Annotated in this window: 19 protein-coding genes; 8 read left to right on the top strand and 11 right to left on the bottom strand. The window is 66.8% G+C overall.

Annotated features, from left to right (window positions below; translation table 11 throughout):
- Positions 1-15: 15 nt before the first annotated feature.
- Genes ACFFGN_RS03340 through ACFFGN_RS03325 form a run of 4 tightly spaced genes read right to left on the bottom strand, consistent with a single transcriptional unit; the run spans position 16 to position 3,441 of the window.
- Positions 16-408: a universal stress protein gene (locus tag ACFFGN_RS03340; RefSeq protein ID WP_380043769.1), complete on the bottom strand. Its 393-nt coding sequence runs from the start codon at positions 406-408 to the stop codon at positions 16-18.
- Positions 405-1,907, bottom strand: coding sequence for a tripartite tricarboxylate transporter permease (locus ACFFGN_RS03335; protein WP_380043768.1), 1,503 nt, complete (start codon positions 1,905-1,907; stop codon positions 405-407). The genes ACFFGN_RS03340 and ACFFGN_RS03335 overlap by 4 nt, the downstream gene beginning before the upstream one ends.
- The gene (locus ACFFGN_RS03330) at positions 1,907-2,431 is read right to left on the bottom strand and encodes a tripartite tricarboxylate transporter TctB family protein (protein ID WP_380043767.1); all 525 of its coding nucleotides are present in this window, start codon (positions 2,429-2,431) and stop codon (positions 1,907-1,909) included. The genes ACFFGN_RS03335 and ACFFGN_RS03330 overlap by 1 nt, the downstream gene beginning before the upstream one ends.
- Positions 2,428-3,441, bottom strand: a complete 1,014-nt coding sequence (locus ACFFGN_RS03325) for a Bug family tripartite tricarboxylate transporter substrate binding protein (protein WP_380043766.1) — start codon at positions 3,439-3,441, stop codon at positions 2,428-2,430. The genes ACFFGN_RS03330 and ACFFGN_RS03325 overlap by 4 nt, the downstream gene beginning before the upstream one ends.
- Positions 3,442-3,562: 121 nt before the next feature.
- Here ACFFGN_RS03325 and ACFFGN_RS03320 point away from each other — a divergent pair, with 121 nt between their 5' ends.
- From ACFFGN_RS03320 to ACFFGN_RS03300, 5 genes are all read left to right on the top strand, one after another.
- Positions 3,563-5,329 carry a sensor histidine kinase gene (locus tag ACFFGN_RS03320; protein WP_380043765.1) on the top strand — a complete coding sequence of 589 codons (1,767 nt, stop codon included), beginning with the start codon at positions 3,563-3,565 and terminating at the stop codon, positions 5,327-5,329.
- Positions 5,326-5,997 carry a response regulator gene (locus ACFFGN_RS03315; RefSeq protein ID WP_380043764.1) on the top strand — a complete coding sequence of 224 codons (672 nt, stop codon included), beginning with the start codon at positions 5,326-5,328 and terminating at the stop codon, positions 5,995-5,997. The genes ACFFGN_RS03320 and ACFFGN_RS03315 overlap by 4 nt, the downstream gene beginning before the upstream one ends.
- A 334-nt stretch (positions 5,998-6,331) precedes the next feature.
- The gene (locus tag ACFFGN_RS03310) at positions 6,332-8,218 is read left to right on the top strand and encodes an endo-1,4-beta-xylanase (protein WP_380043763.1); all 1,887 of its coding nucleotides are present in this window, start codon (positions 6,332-6,334) and stop codon (positions 8,216-8,218) included.
- A gap of 202 nt (positions 8,219-8,420) precedes the next feature.
- Positions 8,421-9,101, top strand: coding sequence for a class I SAM-dependent methyltransferase (locus ACFFGN_RS03305; protein ID WP_380043762.1), 681 nt, complete (start codon positions 8,421-8,423; stop codon positions 9,099-9,101).
- Positions 9,102-9,274: 173 nt separating this feature from the next.
- The gene (locus tag ACFFGN_RS03300; protein ID WP_380043761.1) at positions 9,275-10,375 is read left to right on the top strand and encodes a LacI family DNA-binding transcriptional regulator; all 1,101 of its coding nucleotides are present in this window, start codon (positions 9,275-9,277) and stop codon (positions 10,373-10,375) included.
- A gap of 64 nt (positions 10,376-10,439) precedes the next feature.
- Here ACFFGN_RS03300 and yjfF read toward each other — a convergent pair whose 3' ends face one another.
- The 4 genes from yjfF to ACFFGN_RS03280 all read right to left on the bottom strand — a co-directional run bounded on the left by yjfF (position 10,440) and on the right by ACFFGN_RS03280 (position 15,140).
- Positions 10,440-11,441: a galactofuranose ABC transporter, permease protein YjfF gene (gene yjfF, locus ACFFGN_RS03295; RefSeq protein ID WP_380043760.1), complete on the bottom strand. Its 1,002-nt coding sequence runs from the start codon at positions 11,439-11,441 to the stop codon at positions 10,440-10,442.
- Positions 11,438-12,475, bottom strand: coding sequence for an ABC transporter permease (locus ACFFGN_RS03290; RefSeq protein WP_380043759.1), 1,038 nt, complete (start codon positions 12,473-12,475; stop codon positions 11,438-11,440). The genes yjfF and ACFFGN_RS03290 overlap by 4 nt, the downstream gene beginning before the upstream one ends.
- Entirely contained in the window at positions 12,468-14,060 is a 1,593-nt protein-coding gene (locus tag ACFFGN_RS03285; RefSeq protein ID WP_380043758.1) for a sugar ABC transporter ATP-binding protein, read from the bottom strand. Before ACFFGN_RS03285 ends, ACFFGN_RS03290 begins: the two co-directional genes overlap by 8 nt.
- 81 nt (positions 14,061-14,141) lie before the next feature.
- Complete coding sequence (locus ACFFGN_RS03280; RefSeq protein ID WP_380043757.1) at positions 14,142-15,140, bottom strand: ABC transporter substrate-binding protein; 999 nt, start codon at positions 15,138-15,140, stop codon at positions 14,142-14,144.
- An 821-nt stretch (positions 15,141-15,961) separates the two neighbouring features.
- Between ACFFGN_RS03280 and ACFFGN_RS03275 the strand changes: the two genes are divergently transcribed.
- The 3 genes from ACFFGN_RS03275 to ACFFGN_RS03265 all read left to right on the top strand — a co-directional run bounded on the left by ACFFGN_RS03275 (position 15,962) and on the right by ACFFGN_RS03265 (position 19,569).
- Positions 15,962-17,017, top strand: coding sequence for a LacI family DNA-binding transcriptional regulator (locus tag ACFFGN_RS03275; RefSeq protein ID WP_380043756.1), 1,056 nt, complete (start codon positions 15,962-15,964; stop codon positions 17,015-17,017).
- Positions 17,018-17,253: 236 nt separating this feature from the next.
- Positions 17,254-18,666, top strand: coding sequence for a ricin-type beta-trefoil lectin domain protein (locus ACFFGN_RS03270; RefSeq protein WP_380043755.1), 1,413 nt, complete (start codon positions 17,254-17,256; stop codon positions 18,664-18,666).
- A 99-nt stretch (positions 18,667-18,765) separates the two neighbouring features.
- Positions 18,766-19,569, top strand: a complete 804-nt coding sequence (locus ACFFGN_RS03265) for a glycoside hydrolase family 16 protein (protein ID WP_380043754.1) — start codon at positions 18,766-18,768, stop codon at positions 19,567-19,569.
- A 128-nt stretch (positions 19,570-19,697) separates the two neighbouring features.
- On the opposite strand, the gene ACFFGN_RS03260 is transcribed toward ACFFGN_RS03265, so the two are convergent.
- From ACFFGN_RS03260 to ACFFGN_RS03250, 3 genes are all read right to left on the bottom strand, one after another.
- Positions 19,698-21,731 (bottom strand): glycoside hydrolase family 43 protein, encoded by a 2,034-nt coding sequence (locus ACFFGN_RS03260; protein WP_380043753.1) that lies wholly within the window; start codon positions 21,729-21,731, stop codon positions 19,698-19,700.
- Positions 21,732-21,856: 125 nt separating this feature from the next.
- Positions 21,857-24,631, bottom strand: coding sequence for a carboxypeptidase regulatory-like domain-containing protein (locus tag ACFFGN_RS03255; RefSeq protein ID WP_380043752.1), 2,775 nt, complete (start codon positions 24,629-24,631; stop codon positions 21,857-21,859).
- 97 nt (positions 24,632-24,728) lie between these two features.
- Positions 24,729-25,775 carry a LacI family DNA-binding transcriptional regulator gene (locus ACFFGN_RS03250; RefSeq protein ID WP_380043751.1) on the bottom strand — a complete coding sequence of 349 codons (1,047 nt, stop codon included), beginning with the start codon at positions 25,773-25,775 and terminating at the stop codon, positions 24,729-24,731.
- Between the last annotated feature and the right edge of the window lie 58 nt (positions 25,776-25,833).

Raw genomic sequence — 25,833 nt, 5'->3', positions numbered from 1 at the left:
GAAGGCCCGGAGCGATCAGATGGCTTTGACGGCTAGCACCGGGCAGGTTGCGTTCAGGAGGATGCGCTGGGCGGCTGAGCCGAGGATGAGCTTGCCCACCGGAGTCCGGTGGCGAAGGCCGATGACCAGCATCGTGACTTGTTCGGCCTCGGCCAGTTCCACCAGTTGGTCGGCCGCGTCGCCGCCGCCAACCAGCTGGCGTACTTCGAAGTCGAGGCCGAGTTCGCTGAGATCACGCCGGACGATGTCCAGGTCCCGCTGCTGCGCCAGCCGGGGATCGGCGTACGCGTCACCCCGGGAGGTGTTGAGCACCAGCAGCTTCTCGTTCCTGCGGCGCACCTCGGCGACTCCGGCGGCCAATGCGGCCTCACCTTCGCGGGTCGGCACGTATCCCACCAGTACGGTCATACCGCCACCTTCTCCCGGTTCGGCCTGCGAACGAAACGGCGCAGCAACGGCCACACCATCACACCGATGATCAGCAGGTAGATCAGGTACGAAACGGGACCGCCGATCAGGCCCGACACCTCACCACCGGACAGCTGCAGCGACATCCTGGCCTGGCGCTCCGCGATCGGCCCGAGGATCACGCCGATGATCAACGGCAGCACCGGAAGCCCGAACCGGCGCATCGCGAATCCGATCAGCCCGAGTACTAGCAGCAGGACCAGGTCGACCGGCTGAGCGTTCACCACGTAGGCGCCCATCGACGCGAAGAACAGGATCCCGGCGTACAGGTATGGCCTGGGGATCTGCAACAGCTTCGCCCACGCCGGCGCCAGCGGCAGGTTCAGAACCAGCAGGAGCAGGTTCCCGATGAAGAGGCTGGCGATCAACGTCCAGACCAGCGACGACTCCCGCTCGAACAGCAACGGCCCAGGCTGGATGCCGTACGAAACGAACGCCGCCAGCATCACTGCGGCCGTGGCATTGGTCGGTAGGCCGAGCGCCAGCATCGGGACAAGCGTGCCGGCCGCGGACGCGTTGTTCGCTGCCTCCGGCCCGGCGACTCCCTCGATCGCGCCCTTGCCGAACTCCTCCGGGTGTTTCGACAGCTTCTTCTCCGTCGCGTACGACAGGAAGGTCGGGATCTCCGCTCCGCCCGCGGGCATCGCGCCGAACGGGAATCCCAGGGCCGTACCACGCAGCCACGGTTTCCAGGAGCGCCGGAAGTCGGACTTGCTCATCCACGGACGCCCGACCGGAATCACCTCACCGGCCTTCCGCCGCAGATGCGCCGCCACCCAGAGGGCCTCGCCGACCGCGAAAATGGCGACGGCCACGATCACCACGTCGATACCGTCGGCCAGCTGCGGAATACCGAAGGTCAGGCGCTGCTGGCCGGTCACCTTGTCGATGCCGACCAGACCGATCACCAGGCCGAGCAGCAAGGCGGCGACCCCCCGGATCCGCGAGGCCCCGAGCACGGCGGTCGCGCCGACAAACGCCAGCAACATGATCGCGAGGTAGTCCGGCGCCCCAAGGCTGATCGCGAAGCGCACCACCTGCGGCGCGACCAGTACCAGCGCGATCGTGCCGAGCAGTCCGGCCACGAACGAGCCGATCGCAGCCGTCGCGAGAGCCTGGGCGGCCCGGCCGGATCGGGCCATCTTGTTGCCCTCGATCGCCGTCACCACCGAGGCGGACTCGCCTGGCGTGTTCAGCAGGATCGAGGTGGTCGAGCCGCCGTACATGCCGCCATAGAAGATGCCGGCGAACATGATGAACGCCTGGGTGGCCTCCATGCCGTAGGTGATCGGCAGCAGCATTGCGATCGTCATCGCCGGGCCGATCCCCGGCAGCACGCCGACCGCCGTTCCGACGATGACGCCGAGCAGCGCCACCAGCAGGTTGATCGGCGTCAGCACGTCGCCGAAACCGGTGATCAGATTGCCGAAGTTCTCCATTACAGAATCCCCTGCAGTACGCCGGCCGGCAGGTTGACGCCGAGACCGATCGCGAACCCGTAGAACGTTGCCAACGACAACCCGATGGCGATCGCCAGGTTGCGCACATAGTGACGGTTGCCCAGGGCAAAGGCCGAACCCCAGAACAGCAAGGTTCCACTGATCACCCAGCCGAGCCGCTCGATCAGTACGACGTTCACCAGGAACGCCGCGAGCAGCAGGCCGACCGTGCGCCAGTCGATCGGTGAGGTCGGATCAACGTCCTCACCGGCCTCGGCCTCTCCCTCGCCACCGCGCGCGACGTCAACTGCGTAGAACACGGCAACAACCAGCAACAGCGCGCCCAGCAGAACCGGCACGGCCTTCGGCCCGATCGGGTCGTTCGTCACCGTCGTCTCGCCGAGCCGCAAGGCGTCCACGATGACGAGAATGCCAAGCAGCGCAAGGAATCCGCAGACTCCGTACTGCGCCCGATCGCCCGTGCGGGCTTCGCCTTGCTGGCTCACGCCGGCCTGCTGACTCACGTGGCCAGCCCGAGTTCCTTGAGCAGGTCGGCAACGGCCTTGTCCTGCTCGGTGAGGAACGCGCCGAAGTCGTCACCGGTCATGAAGGCGTCGGTCCAGCCGCGCTTGGCCAGCTCGGCCTTCCAGCCCTCCGAGTCGTGCATCTTCGTCAGCGCGTCGATCCAGACCAACTTGTCCGCGTCGCTGATTTCGGGCGGCGCCACGATGCCGCGCCAGTTCGTGAAGACCAGGTCGATACCGGCCGACTTCAGCGTGGGAACATCCTTCAGCGCCTCGACCGGCTTCTCGCTGGTCACCGCGAGGACGCGCACCGACTTGTTCTCGACCTGGTCGCTGAACTCGCCGAATCCGCTGGCACCAAAGGCGATCTTGCTGCCGAGCAAGGCCGGAAGCAGCTCGCCACCACCGTCGTACGACACGTAGTTGACCTGCTTCGGCTCGATGCCGACGGCCTGCGCGAGCCGCATCGGCAGCAGGTGGTCCGGCCCGCCGGGGGAAGAACCGCCACCGACCGCAAGGGCCTTCGGGTCGGCCTTCCAGGCGGCGACAAGATCACCGATCGTCTTGTACGGCGAGTCCTTGGGCACAACGATCGCGCCGGCCTCTTCGATCATCTTGGCCAGCGGTGTGGTCTGGGTCAGCGTGGCCTTCGACTTCGAGGTGTACGACGCGCCCACCACGCCGAGGCCCATCTGCATGGCGAGCTTGCCATTGCCCTTCTCGTTCACCGTGCGCTGGAGGCCGATCGTGCCGCCCGCGCCGGGCAGGTTGAACACCTGAATACCGGCGGCGATCTTCGCGTCCTCCATCACCTTGGCCGCCGTGCGCGCGGTGGTGTCGTAACCACCACCAGCGGCGTTCGGCACCATGATCCGCAGGCCGGTGACGGGCTTGCCGTCCGCGGCGGGCGCATCGCTCGCGCCCTTTTCGGCCGTCGCGCCACAGGCGCTCAGCGCCACCATCGACAGCGCCACACCGGCGCTGAGAAGTGCTTTGGTCCGCGATCTCATGGTGGGACTCTCTTTCGCTTTACGGGCTTTCGCTTTGCGGGACACGGCGCGATGATCTTGACTGAACGGCAGGCGTCTCGTCTGCCTTGTGTCAGCAGCGAAGGTTGAGTTCATTGTGGTCATGAAGGCTTCCCGCCGGGTCACGCTCGCGGGCCAGCTCCTGGTACTCCAGCTTGCGGTGATCGTGCTGGTGTTGCTGGCTGTAGCCGCGGTGTCACTGGCGCAGTCGGCGGCCACGTTCAACCGGGTCGAAGGCCGTCGCGTCACCGCGCTGGCCGAACAGCTCGCGGGCAGCGCCCTGCTACGCCAGCAGATCCTCGCGCCCGCGGCGGACCAAGTACTTGCCCCACACCTGCAATCCACCATCACCGAAGCCGAGGACACCGCCGTAGTAGTTGCCGACATCAACGGTCGCGTACTGGCCGCCACCGACCCGAGGGAGATCGACTCCCGCCTGGTGTACGGCGATCCGGGCGTCGCGCGCGGCCGGAGCTGGACCGGCGATCAGGAGCCGGCCGGCCGGGAACGGCTGGTCGCGCAGGTGCCGGTTTTCGGAGGCGAGCGAACCGACCCGAACACCGGGCAGATCACCACACCCGCCCGGTTGATCGGCACGGTGGCGGTGAGCCAGCCGGTACCGTCCACCTGGCAACGGTTGCGCGGTGCGTCGTACCTGCTGACGTATCTCGGTATCGCCTGCGCGATCGGATTGATCGGGTCGTGGTTGCTGGCAAGGCGGATCAAGCGGCAGACGTTCGGGCTGGAACCGCGCGAGATCGCCGGACTGGCCGAACACCGGGAGGCGATGCTGTCCGGCCTGGCCGAAGGCGTCATCGCGCTCGACCCGCAGCAGCGGATCACCCTGGTGAACGACGTCGGCCGCCGATTGCTGGATCTGCCCGAGCACAGCGTCGGCATGAGCCTGGCCGACCTGCGGATCGAGGGGCGCCTGTACGACGTACTCGCGGGCGTCGCCGGTCGTCCGGACGACTCGACTCGGGTGGATGATGCGCGGGACGCGGTCGTCGTACGGCGTGGGCGGGTGCTGGTGATGAACCGGATGGACGTCACCAAGGACGGCCGGCGGCTCGGTTCGGTGACCACGTTGCGGGATCGAACGGAACTGGCGGAGCTCGAACGCGAACTGGGCTCGTTCCGCAGTTCGACCGACCTGCTGCGGGCGCAGGCACACGAGTTCGCGAACCAGCTGCATACGATCTCCGGGCTGATCCAGATCGGCGACCACCAGGAGGTCGTGCGGTATGTCGAAGGACTGAGCCGGCGTCGCGCCTCGCTCGATCTCACGTTGACCAGCCGGGTCCACGACACCGCCGTCGCCGCCCTGCTGATGGCGAAGTCCGCGTTCGCGGCCGAGCGCCGGGTCGAACTGCGGATCTCCGAACGCACTTCGCTGGACAGGCTCGAACCCGAGGACTCCGCCGACGTCGCCACCGTGGTCGGCAACCTGGTCGACAACGCGATCGACGCCGCGGCCGGCTCCGGCACCCCGCTGGCTCCGGCCTGGGTCGAGGTGGAGATCCAGCAAGACGCCACCAGCATCGAGATCGTGGTCCGCGACTCGGGACCAGGCGTGGCCCCCGAGCTGGCGCAGGAGGTGTTCGCCAATGGGTTCACCACCAAGGCGGCCAAGGAAGGCGAGCGCGGCATCGGCCTCGCCCTCACCCGGCTAGTCTGCAACGGCCGGGGCGGGGAGATCGCGGTGACCAACACCCCCGAAGGCGCCATGTTCACCGCCAGCCTCTCCGTCAGCCCTTCCACCGGGTCGTCGGGCGGTCCGTCGGGCGGTCCGTCGGGCGGTCCGTCGGGCGGTCCGTCGGGGGCGGGCGTCGGCTTGTCAGGTAGTGCCGTTCGGTGGGAGTCCCTGTGATCGAGGTACTGATCGTGGACGACGACTTTCATGTGGCACGGATCCACTCCGGCTTCGTCGGCAACGTGCCGGGCTTCGAAGTTGTCGGCGTCGCGCACACCGGCGCCGATGCGCTCGCCCAGGTCGAGGCGCTCGCACCGGATTTGGTCTTGCTGGATCTGTATCTGCCGGACATGTTCGGGCTGGAGGTCGTGACGCAGCTACGAGCGGCCGGCCACGATTGCGACGTACTCGTCATCACTGCTTCACGCGAGGCCGAGGCGGTGCGGGCCGCCGTACGGCACGGAGTGGTCAACTACCTGCTCAAACCGTTCAGCTTCGACGATCTACGCGTCCGCCTCGATACGTACGCCGCGCAGCGCCGGGAACTACCCGAAGAGTCCGTGACCGGCCAAGCCGACATCGACCGCGTTCTCAACCGCGGTACGACGCCCGCGACCGCCACGCGGTTACCGAAAGGCCTCGGCCAGGAAACCGCAACGCTGGTGGAACGCGCGCTCCGCGAAACCGAAACCACCCTGTCCGCGGCCGAATGCGCCGAACGCGTCGGCATCTCCCGCGTCAGCGCGCGCCGCTATCTCGAACACTTCTGCAAAACCGGCCAAGCCGACGTCTCCCTCCGCTACGGCACCACCGGCCGCCCCGAACGCCGCTACCGCTGGACCTGACCCACCGCCTCACCCAAGTGGCCCGAGTCCTCACGGCCCTGCCCGAGTGGTCCTGACGCTGCCTCGGGGCCCGAGGGCGGCTGCTTCTTTGCCTGCCCGCTGCGGGTACCGCGAGTTACCGAAATATTTCGGAATTACTCCGCCAACATTGGCGATCATGACGACCTTCGAAAAGTATCGGACTCCCTACTGGATAAAGGGATGGCTGACCACGGCGGCCCGAAAATGTTTCGAGAATAATTCGGGAATTCGCTCTTGATTTATCGGTTTCGCATGCCCACGATCACTGCGTGACGTCACTCGCTATCTGACCGCCCCAGAAAAGGTGAGCTGCATGATCAGAAGAAGTCTGGCGGCCTTGGCCGCCGGTGCCCTGGCCGCGACCGGCCTGTCCGTACTCGTCCCGGCCTCCGCGGAAGCCGCCACCACTCTCGGTGCGTCGGCGGCCCAGACCGGCCGGTACTTCGGTACCGCGATCAGCGCCGGCAAGCTCGGCGACTCGACCTATACGACCATCGCCAACCGTGAATTCGACATGGTGACCGCCGAGAACGAGATGAAACTCGACGCCACCGAGCCCAACCAGAACCAGTTCAACTACACCGCCGGTGACCGGGTCGCGAACTGGGCGACCAGCAACGGCAAACGCCTGCGGGGCCACACTCTCGCGTGGCACTCTCAGCAGCCGGGCTGGATGCAGAACATGAGCGGCACCGCGTTGCGCAACGCGATGCTGAACCACGTCACCCAGGTCGCCACCCACTACCGCGGCAAGATCTACGCCTGGGACGTGGTCAACGAGGCCTTCGAGGACGGCGGTTCGGGCGCCCGGCGTGACTCGAACCTGCAGCGCACCGGCAACGACTGGATCGAGGCCGCCTTCCGGGCGGCCCGGGCCGCCGATCCGGGCGCCAAGCTCTGCTACAACGACTACAACATCGACAACCCCGACCACGCGAAGACCAAGGCCGTCGTGGCGATGGTCCGTGACTTCAAGAACCGCGGCGTCCCGATCGACTGCGTCGGCCTGCAGGCACACTTCAACAGTGGCAATCCGGTGCCGAGCAACTTCCAGACCACGCTGTCGACCTTCGCCGGGCTGGGTGTCGACGTACAGATCACTGAGCTCGACATCCAGGGCTCCGGCACCGACCAGGCGAACAAGTACCGCCTGGTGACGAACGCCTGCCTGGCGATCTCCCGCTGCAACGGCATCACCGTGTGGGGCGTGCGGGATACCGACTCCTGGCGGCCCGGTGACACACCCCTGCTGTTCGACGGCAACGGCAACAAGAAGCCGGCGTACACGGCAACGCTGGACGCTCTCAATGCAGGATCTCCACCGTCCGATTGCCGCAACGGGTACGTCGCGCTGACGTTCGACGACGGGCCGAACCCCGGTAACACCCCTGCCTTGCTCAACGCGCTGCGGACGGCCGGAGTGCGGGCGACATTGTTCAACACCGGGCAGAACGCTGCGGCCAACCCGTCTCTGGTCGCTGCTCAGGCAAGTGCGGGGATGTGGATCGCCAACCACAGCTACACCCATCCGCACATGCTCACCCTGAGCACGACCGCGATGTCATCCGAGCTGTCCCGCACCCAGACGGCCATCCAGAACGCCGGCGGCGGTACGCCGAAACTGTTCCGGCCACCGTACGGCGAAACGAACGCCACCCTCGAGTCGGTCGCGTCCGGTCTCGGGCTGAAGACGATCACCTGGGACGTCGACTCCCGGGACTGGGACGGCGCCACCACCGCGCAGATCGTCCAAGCCGCCGAACGGCTCACGAGCGGCCAGATCATCCTCATGCACGACCAGTACGCGGCCACCGTCGCCGCAGTACCGCAGATCGTCTCGGGTCTGCGCAGCCGTGGCTTGTGCGCCGGGATGATCTCCCCGACGACCGGCCGCGCCGTCGCCCCGGACGCCATCGACCCGCCGCCCGGCGGCGGTTGCACCGCGACGTACTCCGACGGCCAGTCCTGGCCCGACCGCTTCAACGGCCAGGTCGCGGTGACCGGCTCCAGCAACTGGACCGTCACCGTCACCGTCCGCGCCCCGCAGAGGATCATCGCCACCTGGAACGCCGCTGTCAGTTGGGACAGCAGCGGAAACGTCATGACCGCCCGGCCCAACGGCAGCGGTAACACCTTCGGATTCACCGTGCTCCACGGCGGCAACCAAACCCGTCCGGCCGTGACCTGCACCGCCACCTGATCCGCTTACTCCCTCCCAGGTGGCGGGTCGTCGCCCCGGTCGCTACCGACCGGGGCGACTGCAGCATCTTGTTGATCCGGCGACGTTGCCCCGTGGGCTGAGAGTATTCGTGGAGATCAATCCGGAGCTTTCCTGTACCCGAGCCTTTCTGTACGTGAGCTGCTGAACCTGAATCGCCGCCGAGAGCACGACGGAGCCGCGCATGACCGACAACACGGTCAACCCCGACATCGATCCCGACCTGGCCACTCGGCGGCTGGCGAACCAGTCCGTGCACGACGACGATCCGACCGGGTGGTTCGAACGGCTCTACGCGGCGGCCGACGAGGGCCTTGCGGTGGTGCCCTGGGATCGCGGTACGGCGCATGGGTTGTTGACCGAATGGGTGGACACGGCTCAGCCGGACGGTACTGGGCGACGGGCCATCGTGGTTGGCGCTGGTACCGGGTGGGACGCTGAGTTGGTTGCGAATCTCGGGTACCGGACGATCGCGTTCGACATTTCGCCTTCGGCGGTTGAGGCGGCACGGCGTACGCATCCGGGTTCGGAGGTCGAGTACGTGACGGCGGATCTGCTCGATCCGCCCGCGGAGTGGAACCGGGCGTTTGAGCTGGTGGTGGAGATCTACACCGTGCAGGCCTTGCCGGCGCCGCTGCAGGAGACCGCGACCAAGCAGATCAGCGAACTGGTCGGCCCGGGCGGCACCCTGGTGGTCATCGCGATGGTCCGCCAGGACGGCCAATCGGTGGAAGGCCCGCCATGGCCCCTCAGCAAATCCGCCATGCAAGCCTTCGCCACGGACGGCTTGCAACTAATCCAACTCGACCACCTCACCACCACCCCCACTCCCCACTGGCGCGCCGAATACCTCCGCACCGCCTAACAGTGATGAGGCGAGTCCATCGCCACCACTCGGTCAGCGGCGGGAAGAGGACCGAAATGGTAGAGTGTTAGCGCTAACATCATCCATCGCAAGGCCCCGAGGTGCGGCGTTGGTGGGGGTGTGGGTGGTGGGGTGGCAGAATTCGGGGCGAGTCGATGATGGGAGACATGGGCGTGTCCACTGGGTCCGAAGCCAAGTCCCTGTCCGAGGCGGCGAATGTGGTCGCTAGGCGGCATCCGAGCTTGGCCGATGTTGCCGCGGCAGCAGGCGTTTCGCATATGACGGTGTCGCGGGTCATCAACGACACCGGAATTGTCCGGCCGGCCACGCGGGATCGGGTGCTGGCCGCGATCGAGGATCTCGGGTACCGGCCGAACGCCGCCGCTCGCGCCCTTGCCACCGGCCGTACCGCCACGCTCGGCGTGGTCACGCTGGACTCCACGCTGTACGGCCCGGCCAGCACGTTGTACGGCATCGAGCGCGCGGCCCGGGCGGCCGGATTCTCGATCAGCGTCTCCAGCGTGGGCCGGCCCGATCGCGCCTCGATCGAGGAGGCCATCGAAACGCTCAAGGGTCAGGCCGTCGAAGGCATCGTCGTGATCGCGCCGCATGTCGCGACGACCGAGGCGCTGAACTACGCGCCCCACGACATCCCGCTCGTCGCCGTCAGTGGCGCGGCAACGGCTGTGCCCGTGGTCGCCGTACACCAGGCCGAGGGTGCCCGCCTCGCGACGGAACACCTCTTGTCACTCGGCCACGAAACCGTGTGGCACGTCGCCGGTCCGCTGGACTGGCTCGAAGCGGGCGAGCGCGAGCGAGGCTGGCGCGAAACTCTCGAGAAGCACGGGATCAGACCACCCCGGGTGACGCGCGGCGATTGGAGTCCCCAGTCGGGGTACGACGCGGGCAAGTCGCTTGCGCGCGAGGCGAACCTCAGCGCGGTGTTCGTCGCAAACGACCAGATGGCGCTCGGGTTGCTCCGGGCATTCGCCGAGGCCGGGATCAACGTGCCAGGCGACGTCCACGTGGTCGGGTTCGACGACGTGCCCGAGGCCGAGTTCTTCAGCCCGCCGCTGACCACCGTTCGGCAGGACTTCGCCGCCACGGGCCGTCATACGTTCGCATTGCTGGCCGAGTTGATGAACGGCGCGAGCAAAGTGCAGAGCCAGCTGATCCCGCCGACCCTGGTGGTCCGCGAAAGCACACTGAACGGTCAACCCAAGGCACCGGCCAAGAAGGCGGCAACTCGCACCCGCAAAAGCCCCCGCAGCTGAACGAAGCAGCAGAAAAACGGCCAACCGCCCTGGAGCCCGGATGTTCCAGGGCGGTTGGCCCGTTTCAGGCCTGGCGGCGGGTGAGGAACCGCTGGATCAGCACGAAGACCAGCAGCAATACGCCGATGGAGATCTTGGTCCACCAGGAGCTCAGCGTGCCGTCGAACGAGATGAAGGTCTGGATGGTGCCGAGCAGCAGAACGCCCAGCATCGTGCCGAGTACGAGGCCGCGGCCGCCGGTGAGCAGCGTGCCGCCGATGACCACCGCGGCGATGGCGTCCAGCTCCATGCCGACCGCATGCAGGCTGTACCCCGACAGCATGTAGACCGAGAACAGCAGTCCGGCGAGCGCCGAGCAGAGCCCACTGATCGCGTACACCCCGACCTTGACCATGGCGACGCGCAGACCCATCAGGTGGGCCGAGCTCTCGCTGCCGCCGACGGCGTACACCGTGCGGCCGAAGCGGGTCATGTGCAGCACCCACGCCGCGACGCCGACGATCACCAGCGCCAGTACGACGCTCGGGGTGATCCGGTAACCGCCGGGCAGGGTGATCGTGCCCTGCGCGAAGGAGGAGAAGGTGGTATTGCGGATCGGGATCGACTCGACGCTGATCAGGTAGCAAAGACCGCGGGCGAGGAACATGCCGGCGAGCGTGGCTATGAAGGGCTGCACGTCGAAGTAGTGAATGACCAGGCCCATCAACGTACCGAGCAGGGTCCCGCAGATCAGCACCGTGATAACACTGGCGAACGCGGGCCAGCCGGCCTCAAGAGTCGAAGCGGCGATCATCGTGGACAACGCGACCACCGAACCGACGCTCAGGTCGATACCGCCGGTGAGAATCACAAACGTCATACCGACGCCGAGCACCAGCAGGAACGCGTTGTCGACGAACAGGTTCAGGATCACCTGCGGATCGGCGAATCCCTCGTACCGCAGAGAACCCGCGCCGAACATGCTGATCAGCAGCACAAACGTCGCGATGACCGGCAGGTACTTGGCCGGCGGGCTGTAACTGCGCGCCCGGGTGGACCAGTTGGTCACCATCGTGGAGGTGCTCATACCGCATCGGCCTTCGCGCTCGGGTGGACGGGAATCGGTGCGGTCCGGCGTCGCCTCAGCGCGGCGCGCGCCTTGGGCGACTGCAGCAGGCAGACCGCGACCACCACAACGGCTTTGAACAGGTAATTCGCCTCGGCCGGAATTCCGATGGTCGGAATCGTGGTGGCCAGCGTCTGGATGAACATTGCCCCGAGCAACGTTCCGGTCAGCGAGAACTTGCCGCCGGCAAGTGACGTACCACCGATCACGACGGCCAGGATGGCGTCCAGCTCGATCCAGAGCCCGGCGTTGTTGGCGTCGGCGGCGCTGGTGTTCGACGCGATCATCAGCCCGGCGATCCCCGCACAGAAAGCGGCGAACGCGTACGCCGTCCAGGTGATCGTGCGCGCGCGGACACCGGCCAGGCGGCTCGCCTCCGGGTTGATGCCGACCGACTCGATCAGCATGCCCAGCGCCGTACGACGGGCGAGCACGGCGGTGATCGCGAACACGGCGAGCGCGATCAGGATCGCGAGCGGCAAAGTGCCGACAAAGCCCGCGCCGAGCATCTTGAAGGTCGGGTTGACCACGGTGGTGATCTGGCCATCCGTGACCAGCATGGCCAGGCCGCGGCCCGCGGTCATCAGGACCAGCGTCGCGATGATCGGCTGAATACCCATCACGGAAACCAGGAAGCCGTTCCACAAACCGAGCAGCAGGCAACAACCCAGCGCCAGGAAGATCGCGGTGATCGCGGTGGCGGCGGTGCCCTGCTCGGGCGAACCCGCGATGTAGACACAGGCCACCGCACCGGCGATCGCCGCGACCGCGCCGACCGAAAGGTCGATGCCTCGCGTGGCGATCACCAGGGTCATGCCCAGGGCCACCAGCAGTACGGGCGCGCCGTTGCGCAGGATGTCGATCAGGCTGCCGAACAAGTGGCCGTCCTGCATCCGGATGGCGAGGAAGGACGGCGTGATGGCCGTGTTCAACGCGATCAGCAGCAGTAACGCCAGCGCGGGCCAGAACAAGGGCTTACGCAGGACCTCACGCATGGTGCTTTTCCTCCACTGCGGCGGGTGCATCGGCGGTGGATCCACCGGCGGCGATGGTTTCGAGAATGGTGGCCACGCTGACGCTCTCGTCGTTGACCCGGTCCGCGATCTTGGCGCGGTCCCGCATCACGACCACGCGGTCGCTGAGCCGGAGGACTTCTTCCAGTTCGGCCGAGATGAACACGACGGACATGCCCTCGCCCGCCAGCTTCGAGACGAGCTGCTGGATCTGGGTCTTGGCGCCGATGTCGATACCGCGCGTCGGCTCGTCGAGAATCAGCAGCCGCGGCTGGGTGATCAGCCACCTGGCCAGCAACACCTTCTGCTGGTTGCCGCCCGACAGGTTCCGCATCAGGGCTTCGGGATTGGCCGGGCGAATGCCCAGCGCGTCGATGTACTGCTTGACGAGCTTCTCCCGCACGCGTGGCGCGATGGGCCGGAGCCAGCCGCGCGACGCCTGCAGGGTGAGCAGCATATTGTCCGCGACCGAGAGATCTTCGATCACGCCTTCGCTGCGGCGGTTCTCGCTCGAGAAGGCCACCTTCGCGGCGATGGCCTGCCGCGGCGAACGGAGCTTGCGTCGTACGCCCTGGATCTCGATCGTGCCGGTGTCGGCCGTATCGGCGCCGAACAACAGACGCGCCAGCTCGGTCCGGCCGGAGCCGAGCAGGCCGGCGATACCGATCACTTCGCCTTGATAGACGTCGAGATCGACCGCCTCGAGCGTTCCCTTGCGGCCGAGGCCGAGCACCTGCAGCACGCGCTCGCCGCGTTCGTCGACCGAATCGGGGGCGACGTGGTGTTCGAGCTTGACCAGCGTTTCCAGCTCGCGGCCGATCATGGCCTCGACGATCTGGAGCTGGGTAACGTCCTCGGTGCGGTATTCGCCGACCAGCTTGCCGTTGCGCAGGACGGTCATCCGGTCGGAGATGTCGAAGACCTGGTCCAGGAAGTGCGAGACGAACAACAGCGCCACGCCTTCGTCCCGCAGGGTCTTCATCACGACGAACAGCTTGGCCACCTCTTCGGCGTCCAGACTCGAAGTCGGCTCGTCGAGAATGAGCACCTTCGCGTCGACGGCCACGGCCCGGCCGATCGCGACCAGCTGCTGGATCGCGATCGGGTGGTCACCCAGCAACGAACCCGGATCGATGCATACGCCGAGCCGGTCCAGCACCTCGGCGGCCCGGTCCTTCATCGCCCGTACGTCGATGCGCCCGAACCGGCGTGGTTCCCGGCCGAGCAACATGTTCTCGGCGACGGTGAGGTTCGGGCAGAGGTTGACCTCTTGGTAAACGGTGCTGATCCCGGCCGCCTGCGAATCGGCCGGGGAGTCGAACCGCTGGGCGCGCCCCTCGACCGTGACCGAGCCACTGTCGATCGTATAAACGCCGGTGAGTGCCTTGATCAGCGTCGACTTGCCGGCGCCGTTCTCACCCATCAGGGCGTGCACTTCACCGGGATGAAGCCGAAAGTCCACGTCCTCCAGGGCTTTCACGCCCGGGAAGCTGATGCAGATACCCCGCATCTCGACGACCGCCGCCGCTGTTCGGGACAGCGAGCCGGAAGTGGTCACCTGGGTCATCGGAGATTCCTTTGAGTGGAATGTGCCGGAGGGTTCGCGGAAAGCAGCGTTCCCTCCGGCACAGAACGGGGTGGATCCGGATCAGTACTGGCGGGTGGGCAGCGCTTCCTTGGCCGCGGCCTGGTCGAAGGCCGTCTCCTCGGTCACGACCCGGGCCGGCACCTCTTCGCCGGCCACAACCTTCTTGGCCAGATCCATCAGTTGCGGGCCGAGCAGCGGGTTGCACTCGACGATGTAGTCGATCTTGCCGGCGGCCAGCGCGGTCATACCGTCCTTCACCGCGTCGATCGTGATGATCTTGATGTCCTTGCCCGGCTTGCGCCCGGCGGCCTCGATCGCCTCGATCGCGCCCAGCCCCATGTCGTCGTTGTGCGCGTACACGACGTCGATGTCCTTCTGGGCGTTCAGGAACGACTCCATCACCTTCTTGCCACCGTCGCGGGTGAAGTCACCGGTCTGCGAGGCGGCCACGGAGATCTTCGGGTTCGCGGCGATCGCGTCCTCGAAGCCCTTCTTCCGGTCGATCGCCGGTGCGGCACCGGTGGTGCCCTGCAGCTCGACGACCTTGATCGCGCCGTCACCGTTCACGTCGGCGGTGGCGGCCTGCTTGACCAGCCAGTCCCCGGCCTTCTTGCCTTCCTCAACGAAGTCCGAGCCGAGGAACGTCTTGTACAGCGAGGTGTCCTTCGAGTCGACCGCGCGGTCGGTCAGGATCACCGGGATGTTCGCGCGCTTGGCCTCCAGCAGCACCGTGTCCCAGCCGGTCTGCACGACCGGGCTGAACGCGATCACGTCCACCTTCTGCTGGATATAGGAGCGGATCGCCTTGATCTGGTTCTCCTGCTTCTGCTGCGCGTCGGAGAACTTCAGCTCGACCCCGGCCGTTTTCGCGGTCTCCTGGATCGACTTGGTGTTCGCCGTGCGCCAGCCGCTCTCGGCGCCGACCTGGGCGAAGCCCATCACGATCTTGTCGTCGCCCCCACCGCCGCCACCGGCCGCGGGCGCCTCGTTCTCCCCGCAAGCGGTAAGCGCAGCGACCGTCACCAGGCCGGTCGTGACCGCCATCAGTTTCTTCAACACAGCAGTTCCTCCATCTTCGGATCTTTCTCGGCCGACGGCCCAGTTGCGGCCACCCCCGGAATGCCTCGAGCCGGCGATACCGGCGAGCGACGGGCCGGAGCTGCGCACGGCAAAAATGTTAGCGCTAACTTTTCGCACGTCAACCCCCAAACGACAACGCTTTTGTTATCCGCCAGCTGCGCCGCTCAAGTTGCTTTCTGCCCGATCTGGCCGGATCCCCGTTGCGCGGCGCGACACCCGCTCGCCGTTCTCATCTCCTCAAGACCCCGCCCGGTCCCGTGCGGCATGCTGGGATCTCGATTTCCCGCGCCTGGCAGGCCCGATGATCAACACAACGATGGGCTCGGCAAGCGTCGTACCAGAGCTGGTGTACGACGACGTCGGCGCCGTGGTGGACTGGCTTCGGCTTCACCGAGAGGTGGCGGGCCGGCAACCACCGCGCGCGGATCCGGCTGCGCAACGGGATCGTCGTCGTCGTGGCGGACGGCGACCCGGCGAACGGCTGGAAGTCGCCCGATCCCGGCGACGACGCGCAGGCCTGGCCCCAGCGGACGGGGCGGCGTCGGGATGGCTGGCCATCGGAGAGGTGGGTTACCACCTCGGAATCCCAGGTGGTAACCCACCTTGCGGGTGGCCAGCCACTGCCAGGCGCCAGACCGATCACCCACTGCCGCTCGCTGGACGTTGGACCGCATAGCCGCGGCTCGCGGTGGGGCCGGACCGGTTGGGGGATAGCGTGGGACGGGCGCGTTCACTCGCGGCGGGGAAGCAATTGGTAGGGCGGGTTTGCCGCGGCGGTACGGCGTTGGAGAGGGCAGGTAATGGGCGAGGTGGACGCGGACCTCGGTAACCCCGGGCACGCCGGCAGACGACGCGGCAAACGGGTGTCGATGGCGGACGTCGCCGAGCTCGCCGGAGTCTCCTCGCAAACGGTGTCACGGGTTTCGAACGGCCAGCCCGGTGTCATCGACAGCACCCGCCAGCAGGTGCTGAACGCGATGCGCGAACTCGGGTACCGGCCGAACAGCGCGGCGCGTGCGCTCAAGCGCGGCGAGTTCCGCGCGATCGGGGTGATCCTGTTCTCGTTGTCGAGTACGGGCAACAGCCGCACGCTCGAGGCGATCGCGAACCACGCCCGGACCAAGGGCTACGCGATCACGTTGATCCCGGTGGCGATGCCGACCGAGGGCGCGGTGATCGGCGCGTTCAGCCGGCTGGAGGAACTCGCCGTCGACGCGATCATCGTGATCATGGAGGTCCACCTGCTCGACGCGGCCGTGGTCACGCTGCCGCCGGGAGTGCACGTGGTCGTGGTCGACTCGGACGCGGGCGATCGCTACAGCGTGGTCGATACCGATCAGGCCGACGGCGCACGGCAGGCCGTTCGCCATCTGCTCGACCTCGGGCACGAAACGGTTTGGCACTTGGCCGGACCAGAGGACTCCTTCGCCAGCCAGCGTCGCACCTGGGCCTGGCGAACCACGCTGGCAGAAGCGGGCTGCCCAGTGCCGGAGTTGCTGCGCGGCGACTGGTCCGCGATCTCGGGGTACGACGCGGGGCTGAGGTTGGCCGATGAGCCCTGTACGGCGGTGTTCGCGGCGAACGACCAGATGGCGCTCGGCCTGCTGCGGGCGTTCTCGGAGCAGGGCCGGGCTGTTCCCGGGGACGTGAGTGTGGTCGGGTTCGACGACATTCCCGAGGCGGCGTCGTTCATTCCGCCGCTGACCACGATCCACCAGGACTTCGCCGAGGTCGGCCGTCGTTGTGTGGAGGGCGTTCTTCGCCAGTTGCACGAGACCGGCGCCCAGGCCGGCACGGACCTCGTACCGACGCGACTCGTCGTACGGCAGAGCACGGGCCGGCCACCGCGCCGCTGACGCGCTGGGTGGCCGGGCGCATCGCTGACCGGTCGTGGATCTCCGAGCAGCTGCGGGCCTCACTCTTGACGGATCAAAGGGCCGATGAGAGCCTCACCGGAACCCGATGTTTACGTTAACAAGTGAGGTGCGTCGAGATGATGTTTACGCAACCATCGTCCGTATACCAGAGAAAACGGCTCGCTGACAGGGCCGGGGCGATCGTTCGGCGCCTCACGCTGGCGGCGGTCGCGCTGGTGACCGTTTCGGCCACCCTGGCGGTACCGGCCGACGGTGCTTCGACGGCGGTTTCCGGCTCCGACGCGGCCGGATCCGCGTCCGCCAGCCCGGCCAACACCCGCGAGTTCCGCGGCGTGAACTGGGCCGATCCGCGCGACAACTACGCGGCCGATGCCGTCGTACCGTCGGGTCTCAGCACCGCCGACAACTACGCGACCACCTTCCGCAAGTCGACCGGCATCCTGCTGGAGTTCCGCCACGAACTGAAGGCCAACACCGTTCGCCTGCCGATCAACCCGTCGAGCGTCGGAACCGACTGGTGGAAGTCGTACCAGGCCGCCATCGACGCGTCGATCGCCACCGGTTTCAAGGTGATCCTCAGCTACTGGGAGGCGAACAACGCCAAGGATGGCAAGGTCGACGACCCCGCGGCGTACGCCGCCATGTGGGACACCGTGATCAAGCGGTACGGCAAGAACCCGCGGGTCTACTTCGAGCCGATGAACGAGCCGTTCGGCTACACCCTGCCCGAGTGGGTTTCGCTGACTTCCGGCTGGCTGGCCCGGCACAGCCACGTTCCGCGCAAGCAGGTGGTCATCTCCGGCACCGGCTACAACGACAACGTGACCGGCGTCGGCGCCGCGCCCGAACTGAAGGGCACGCTGCTTTCCCTGCACTTCTACGGTTTCTGGGCCGCGCACACCACCGAGGCGCAGTGGCTGGCGAACCTGCTGCCGCGCATCGGCGAGTACGGCTGGCGCACGATCATCGACGAAGCCGGATCACCGATGACCACGGGGCTGAACTACGGCAATCACGAGGGCAACGTCTACACGTCGTACCTGGGCGCGTTGACCGAGACCGCGCGTGCGCAGGGCATGGGCATCGTCTACTGGCCGGGCCTGCGCAACGGTGACGCGTACTCGATGACCACGTTGGTCGGCGATGGTGACCTCGAAGTCAACAGCGAAAGCGGTCTCGCCCAGTTGCAGTGGGGCTGGGGCCTGCTCAAGAAGGAGCCGGTGAACGACCTTCCGCCGGCACCGCCCGGTGAGGTACTGCGCGGCGTGGCCAGCGGCCGCTGCGTCGACGTACCTGGCTTCTCCACAAGCAACGGCACCGCCTTGGACTTGTGGGATTGCAACGGCGGCGGCAACCAGGAGTGGAACTGGACGGCCAGCAAGCAGTTGACGGTCTACGGCAACAAGTGCATGACGGTCAACGGCACCACCGCGGGCAGCCCGGTCATCATCACCGACTGCACCGGCGCGGCCAACCAGGCTTGGGAACTCAAGCCCGACCTCTCGATCACCAGCGTCGGCCACCCCGGCCTCTGCCTCGCCGCGGCCGGCGGCGGCACCGGCAACGGAACAGCCGTCGACGTCTCGCAGTGCAACGGCGCCACGAACCAGCAATGGACCAGGTCCTGAGCGAATAAGGCACTACCCGGCGAAGTGGTCGTTTCTCTCGCGGAGACGGCCACTTCGCCGCTGTCGATAATCCGAACCGCCCGTAAGGAGATCACCGCCATGATCGATCGACGCAAGTTCCTGCTCGGCGCCGGCGCCGCCATCGCCGGCGCCGCCGCTGCGGCTCCCCCGGCCCACGCCCGCGCGCAGGCCTGGGAGACCGCCATCCCCACGACCACCTTTGGCAGCTACTCGGCTCTCGAATCCACTTGGAATTACCTTTATCCGTGGGGTTCTGACCACAACGGAACCGCCCGGATGTACGCGAGCCGGACCGACCACAATCACGTTTACCCTGAGTCCGGTGGCGTCTTGGTGTTGAAGGCGTCGCGGATCAGCTGGAATGAAGGCAACAGCAGCAAAGATCCGTTCTTGCCGATTCAGTACCACTCGGGAGCGATTCACTCGAAACTGCAGCTGACGGTCAACGACCGATACCCGAGCTGGGAGGTTCGTGGGGAATTCCAGGCGCCATCGGTACGTGGCACCTGGCCCGCGTTCTGGTTGACCGGGGCGAACAGCTGGCCGCCGGAGAGCGACATCCTGGAGTTCAAGGGTGACGCGCGGAACTGGTTCAACACCTACGACGGCGGCTGGGACAACACCATCGTCCCGGTGTCGAATCCCGGTGGCTGGCATGGATACCGCGCGTGGATCACGAAGGTGAACGCGACGGACGTTGATATCCACTACTACCTGGATGGCAAGTGGGTCGGCCAGCATCGCGGGTCGAACTTTGTGGGCAAGCCGATGCACCTGATCCTCAACCTGCAAATGGGCGGCGCGTCCGGAAGCCCGGGCCCATCCGGCGATACCTTCTACAAGGCCCGCAACGTCTACGTAGGCCGCACCAACAACGGCTGATCCATTACCCCGGGCTGGCCGTTCGTGAAGGTGGCTAGCCACGGGCACGGTGGGTTACCACCTCGGAATCCGGGGTGGTAACCCACCATCGCGTGGGCTAGCCCCTCGCAGGGCGAGTGAGTGGTCGGTTAGTTGCTGCGGGCTACCAGGAGCCAGCTGATTTGAATGTCGGGGGAACGGGTCGGGGCGATGGTGACGGTGATTTTGCCGTCGGCGCCGGCGGTGATGCCGGGGTACGAGGCGGCGGTGTTGGTGCCGGTGAAGAGGCGTTGCTGGTCGACTACCGAGCCGTTGACGGAGACCTGGGCGGCGCGGTTCGCCCAGGGCCAGGGGTCGAAGTAGCCCGCGTGCACGGTGTACGTGCCGGGTTCGAGGCCTTCGAAGGTGTAGACGAGCGGCTCGTGGTTCTTCGCGTAGCGCAGCGTGCTGTAGAGGTCGCCGGTCGCCGTACCGGCTGGAGCGCTTGCGCCGGTGTAGCCCCAGGTTTTGCCGGTCACGGGGTCGGTGCCCAGCGGTTGTTCCGGGCTGGAGTTGAGCAACGGACCTTCGGTTGCGGCCGCTTCGGCCATTCGCTTCCAGTCGGGCGTATTCGCGCCGCCCGCGTTGACGACGTACCGCAGGCCGTGCGGCACCACGACAACGGAGCGCGTGAAGGTGCGGCCGTCCGAGAGCGAGCCGCGGAGGTTCGCGGGTCCGGGCTGGGCGATCGTCGAGGCGTCCCACGTGACGTTCAGGCGGGTCGAACCCGTTGCTGTCTTGACGGATACCTGGCCCGGCAGAGTGCTGGTGTCGGCCAGCCATACGTGATCCGGCAGCACCGTGTCGACGGTCCAGCGCTGGTAGGGCTGGAGATCGCCGAGCTTCCACTCCTGGTCCGGCCCGATCGAGAGGGTTCCGCCTTCACCGAAGCGCAGCGGCAGCCACACGTACGGCGAACTCGCCAGGTCGTTCGGGGTCCAGCGGTCGCCCATGTAGATGAACTTGCCGGCCTTCGCGTCGTACGGGATCACCGAGGTGCTTTGCGAGCGGTAGGTGTTCGCCGCGCCGTCACCGCTGATCGGGTTCCCTCGGTCGGTCCACTGGCTGAGGATGCTCTGCGCGGTGGCGTACCGGGCCGGGTTCGGGTCCCAGCCGGTCGCGCCGGAGGTGATCAGGTAGTACGTGCCCTCGGTCTTGAACATCGCGGGCGCTTCGCGCTGGTTGCACGGCAGCGTACGGACGAAGTCCTTGCCCTGTACGGCGTCCTCGGGCTTCGCGGAAAGGTAGAGGTAGTCCGGCCGGAGCTTGGAGATGTACATCGTCCGGTTCTCCTCGGACGAGTAGATGATGTATCCCGAGCCGTCGTCGTCGACGAACAGGTTCATGTCGCGGGCCATCCCCCCGGCCGGGTCGAACGCCGAGGAAGTACCGCACCAGGGCACGGAATCACTCGGCACCCGGTTCAGCCGGTACGAGTCGATCCAGCGGAACGGGCCCTTCGGCGAGTTCGACACGGCCACGCCCGCTTCGGCTCGTGCGTAGGTGGAAGTGCTCGTCGGCGATGACGGACCGTCGGAGTGGACCCACATGACCCACTTGCCGGTTGCCTTGTTGTAGATCACCTTCGGACGCTCGAGGATGGACGGCTTCGCCCAGCCGTCGGTGCGCACGGCGTTCGTCGACAAGTCCCGCCAGACGATTTCCTTCTGCGCGGCGCTGTACCCCTTGTAGAGCTTGGCGAAGTACTTGTCCTGCTCGAACTGGTCCGGCGAGCTCATCGCCCGCAGCGCGAGGCCTTCGTCCTTCCAGTTGTAGAGGTCGTACGACGCGTACACATGCACGCCAGGGCTGTCGTAGTACCCCTTGCTGCGGTCTTCGCCGTACCAGTACCAGATCCGCCGGCCCTGGTCGTCGGTCGCCGGCACGAGCTGACCGCCGTGAGCCTGGATCAGCTTGCCGCTCGTATCGCGCCATTCCGCGCCGGGACGGAACGAGCTGTACGGCGCCTTGGTCTCCAAGCCGTCCGCGGCGTCACTCCCGGCCGGAGCGCCCGGCACGGCTACCTCGGGAGTCGCGACGGCGGGGGTTGTCGAGGGTGGCAGGGCGGAGGCGGTCAGCGCCGCGAGCAGTACGGCACCGCCCGCGACGAATTTTCTGAGCGGATGAGATCGGGTCGTAGGCATCTGGAGGTCCTCACGTTGCTGAACACGAGTCCGGCGATGATTACGTAAACATCGCCCGTGGTCCACAGCTCATGTTTGCGTGAACATTGATGTGACACAGGTCTCACTCAGGCGCGGCTGACCCGTCACCGCCCATAGGCCAGGCGGATCCGGTCGATCTGCGCACTGCCGTAGTTCGAGCTGTTCGCATAGAACGCGATCCCCGCGACAGCCGGCATCGCCGTGCGGAACTGCTGGTCATCCCCCACTTGAGCACCATCGATGAACAGGTCGTACCGCTGGTTCACGGTGTCCACCACCAGCCGTACGTCGTACCACCGGCCGAGTTCGTACGTCGCCACCGTGCGGGAGGAACCGCCTTCGGACGCGATGATGTTGCCCTTGTCGAAGGCGAGGCTGATCCCGGCGACCCCGGCTTCGTTGTAGAGGTACGGCAGCCCGAACCAGTTGCTTCCGGACACGTAGGGCTGGTCCCGCATCACGCGCGCCTCGATCGTCACCAGCCCGCGCAGCGGAGCCGCGAACACCTGCGCGATCCCGGTTCCGGCGGTACCTCCGGTGTTCGCCGAACGAGCGATCCGGACACTGCGATCCGCGGCCGAGGGAACTTCCACCACCTCCACGGCATTACCGAGGGCGTTGACCGTCCAGCCACCAGCGCCGTTCGGAAGCGCCCCCACGGGCTGGTCGTCGAACTCGTGCGCCTGCAACACCTCGCGTGGCCCGGCCAGCAGGAAGGCGCCCGCACTGCCAACACCCGCGGGCGGTACGACCAGGCCGGTCCGCTCGACCGGCTCACGGCCTTCGAGCCGCGCGACAACGGCGTACCCCGGTCCCATCGGTAGCCCCGGGACCCGGAAGCCACCATCCGCGCCAGACTCGGCCGTCGCCACGATCTGGCCATCGCGAAGTACGGAGACGGTGGCCCCAACCAGGGGCGCGGCCCGTTCGTTCAGCACTTGGCCGGCGAGGGACCCGTCAGTGTTCCGCAGTACGACGGTGAGGTCCCGGCGAGTGGTGTCGCCGTACCGGATCTGGACGGTGGAACCAGCCGAGTCGTATCCGCTCTTGGCCGCCGCCACCACTCCCGAACCGAACGGCACCTGCGAGATCCGGTAGAAGCCATCGGCTTGCGTCGTGGCTTGGTAGGTCCGGCCGCGCATCGTGAGAACGACGCTCACCCCTTCGACCGGATGGCCGAACTGGTTACGTACGAAGCCGTTCACCGACTCCCACGGCTGCTGCACCGGCGTTCGGTACTCGAAGGCGCCCACGTCGGGAAGGCCTCGGTAGAGCGTCGTACCGGCGTAGTCGCGACCGCCGTTGCCTTCGATCGCGAGGCCCGTTCCCACCGCGGCCGAGCCCGAACCCGGCCGGAGCGCGAGAGCTCGATCCAGCTGCGGCCCGGTGGTTTCGGTGCCGTACGGACCGGAGATGGCGCCGGCGAACAAGGGATCACCCCGGAGCGGATGCGTGTCCGGGATGGCCAATTCCGCACCGGCGTACAAGTTGTTGCTGTAGGCAATGGTTGGACTGGTGGTCAGCGAAGCGCCTGCCCGGGTGGAATAGAAGATGTTGTTCCGCAACTCGTACCGCGCTTGCAGAGAACTGCCGTAGCCGTAAACGAGGTGGTCGCTTCGATCGCTGTAGATGGTGTTGTTGTAGATCTGGGCGTTCGCCGCGCGATCCGAATGCAGGTAGATCTGATAGCGAGTGTTGGACGCGATGGTGTTGTAGCGAATCACCACATCACCGAAGGAGAACTGGCAGATCAGAATGCCGTCCCCGTTGTGATGTACGAAGTTGTACTGAACAACGATTCGCGTGGTGGCCTTGTCCGGGTCGATCGCGTTGGAGTCGGCACCACCGGCCTTCTGCTGTGTTTCGTAGACCTCGTTGTGCTGAATCACCACATCGTCGGCGTAATAGGCCTCGATTCCCGAGGTGCCCGCGCGGTACACCACGTTGCCCTCGACAAGCGCACCGCGTACGTCGGTGAGGTACATGCCGTTGCAGGCGTAGTCGCTGCCGTCCTGCTGGATGAAGTTGTTCCGGATCACCACGTTCGTGTGCGGCGTGAAGCGGACATCGCTCGCGTTGGCCCGCTCACCCCAGCCGGTCGGAACCGAGCCCGGGGTGGAGCCGGTGTGCTGCTTGATCGTGATACCGGCGAACGAGGTCCTCTTGACGGTGGAGTTCTCGATCACGATGTCGTTCAGCACGGTCGCCGCGCCAGGTGCCGCCGGATCGGCCACCGTGCCCCGGAAGACGATGCCACCGGTGTTCTTCGAACGGTCCCAGCCGGTTTTGAAGGTGACACCCGGCGCGTTGCCCGCGGGATCACCGCCGATCCAGTTCACCTCGCCGGTGACGTCATGCACGTCGACCCCGGAGATCCGGAAGTGATCCAGCCGCCCGCCCTGATCGCCGCTGACCTCGATCCCGCGCAGATCGCGCAGATTCGTTCCCGGTCCACCGGTGAGTGGATTGGCGTTGCTGATCTCGAGGTTGCGGATCTCCCAGTGCTGCTGGTTGAACAGGCGAACCGCCTCCGCCACCTGGCCACGTCCGTGCACCGCGGGTTTGGCGCCGGGCCCGTACCGATCCACAACGATCGGCCGGCCGGGCGCTCCCGAGCCCTTGGGCCACAGTTGCCCCGTCCAGGTTCGGCCCGACCGGAGCAGAATGCGGTCGCCGGGGCTGAACGTTGTCGCGTTCACCTTTTCCAGCGTGCGCCACGGCCGCGTCGGCGAGGTACCGGCGGCTTCGTCGGAACCGCGCTCGGCGTCGACGTAGTAGCTCAGCCCGGTCGTCACCGGTACCGCGACGGCCGTCGGCGCGACGAGATTGAGTGCGATCAGCGCCAGCATCAGCGCGATACCGCAGGATTTGATCCGCATCCGCCACCCCTTTTGGAAAGCCTTTTCCGTCTGGGTGGGAATCCTGCAACCGGCCCGCCCCGATGGCAATGGCCGAGGCAGAGCTGACCGGATGCGGTCAGCTCTCCGGGTCAGCGGGCGGCGGGGCGGTGCTGCTGCGGATGACGAGTTCGGTGCCGACGCTGACTGGGTCGTGGTGGTGTTCGCCGGCCTGGATCTCGTTGATCAGGGAGTCGACGCTGAGCCGGCCGACCTCCGCGAACTTCTGCCGGATCGTCGTCAGCGGTGGCCAGAAGTGGGCGGCCTCCTCGACGTCGTCGAAGCCGACCACGCTGATGTCCCCCGGCACCGCCCGCCCGGCTTCGTGCAGCGCGCGCAGCAACCCGAGCGCCATCTGGTCGTTGGCGGCGAACACCGCGGTCACTTCGGCGTCGGTGGCCAGCTTCCGCCCAGCGTCGTACCCGGAGCCCGCCGACCAGTCGCCGACCAGCGGCGGCGGCACCACACAGCCGCGATCGACGAGCGTCTGCTCCCAGGACTTGCGGCGCCGGGTCGCGGCGAAGGAGAACGGCGGACCACCGAGGTGCCACACCGTCTTATGGCCGAGGTCCAACAGGTGTTCCGTGGCAAGCCGAGCACCCTGCGCCTGATCGGTATCAACGACGGGATAGTCATAAAGCGCGCTCGAGTCGACGACCACGACCGGTAGACCCTCCGGCAACAGCACTTCGGCCTCGTCGAGCTTGTACGCCTCGATCAAGATGATGACGCCATCCACCGCTTGCTGGCCCAACCGGCTGAAGGCGTTCGAGACCGCACCCTGGGTGGCGTCGAGCACGGGCAGCAGGTTGACCGCGTAGCCCCTGATCGTGGCCGCCGCGGCAATGGCGTCGAGCGTGCGGGTGGTGCCGATGCTGGAGAGCTCGAAGACGATCACGCCGATGCTGCGGGACTGGCCGTTGCGCAGGGCCCGGGCGGCGCTGTTCGGCCGGTAACCGACCGAGCGCATCGCCGCGAGCACGCGGTCCCGGGTCGCCGCGTCCACGTTGCTGCGGTCGTTCGCGACCCGCGAAACCGTTTGACCGGACACCCCGGCCAGCCGCGCGACGTCGGCCATCGACGGGCCGCGGCGCCGTACCGGTCGCGGGATTTCGTCGCTTGCCATCGGAACTCCCCTGCACATCTTCGGACTGTGGACATGTTGACGTAAACACGCTACCGTC

It is taken from the genome of Kribbella deserti, assembly GCF_042434725.1.
In the GTDB taxonomy this organism is placed as follows: Bacteria; Actinomycetota; Actinomycetes; order Propionibacteriales; family Kribbellaceae; genus Kribbella; species Kribbella deserti.
Note: the sequence above shows the minus strand (reverse complement) of the source record. Positions and strands in the feature narration are given on the sequence as shown.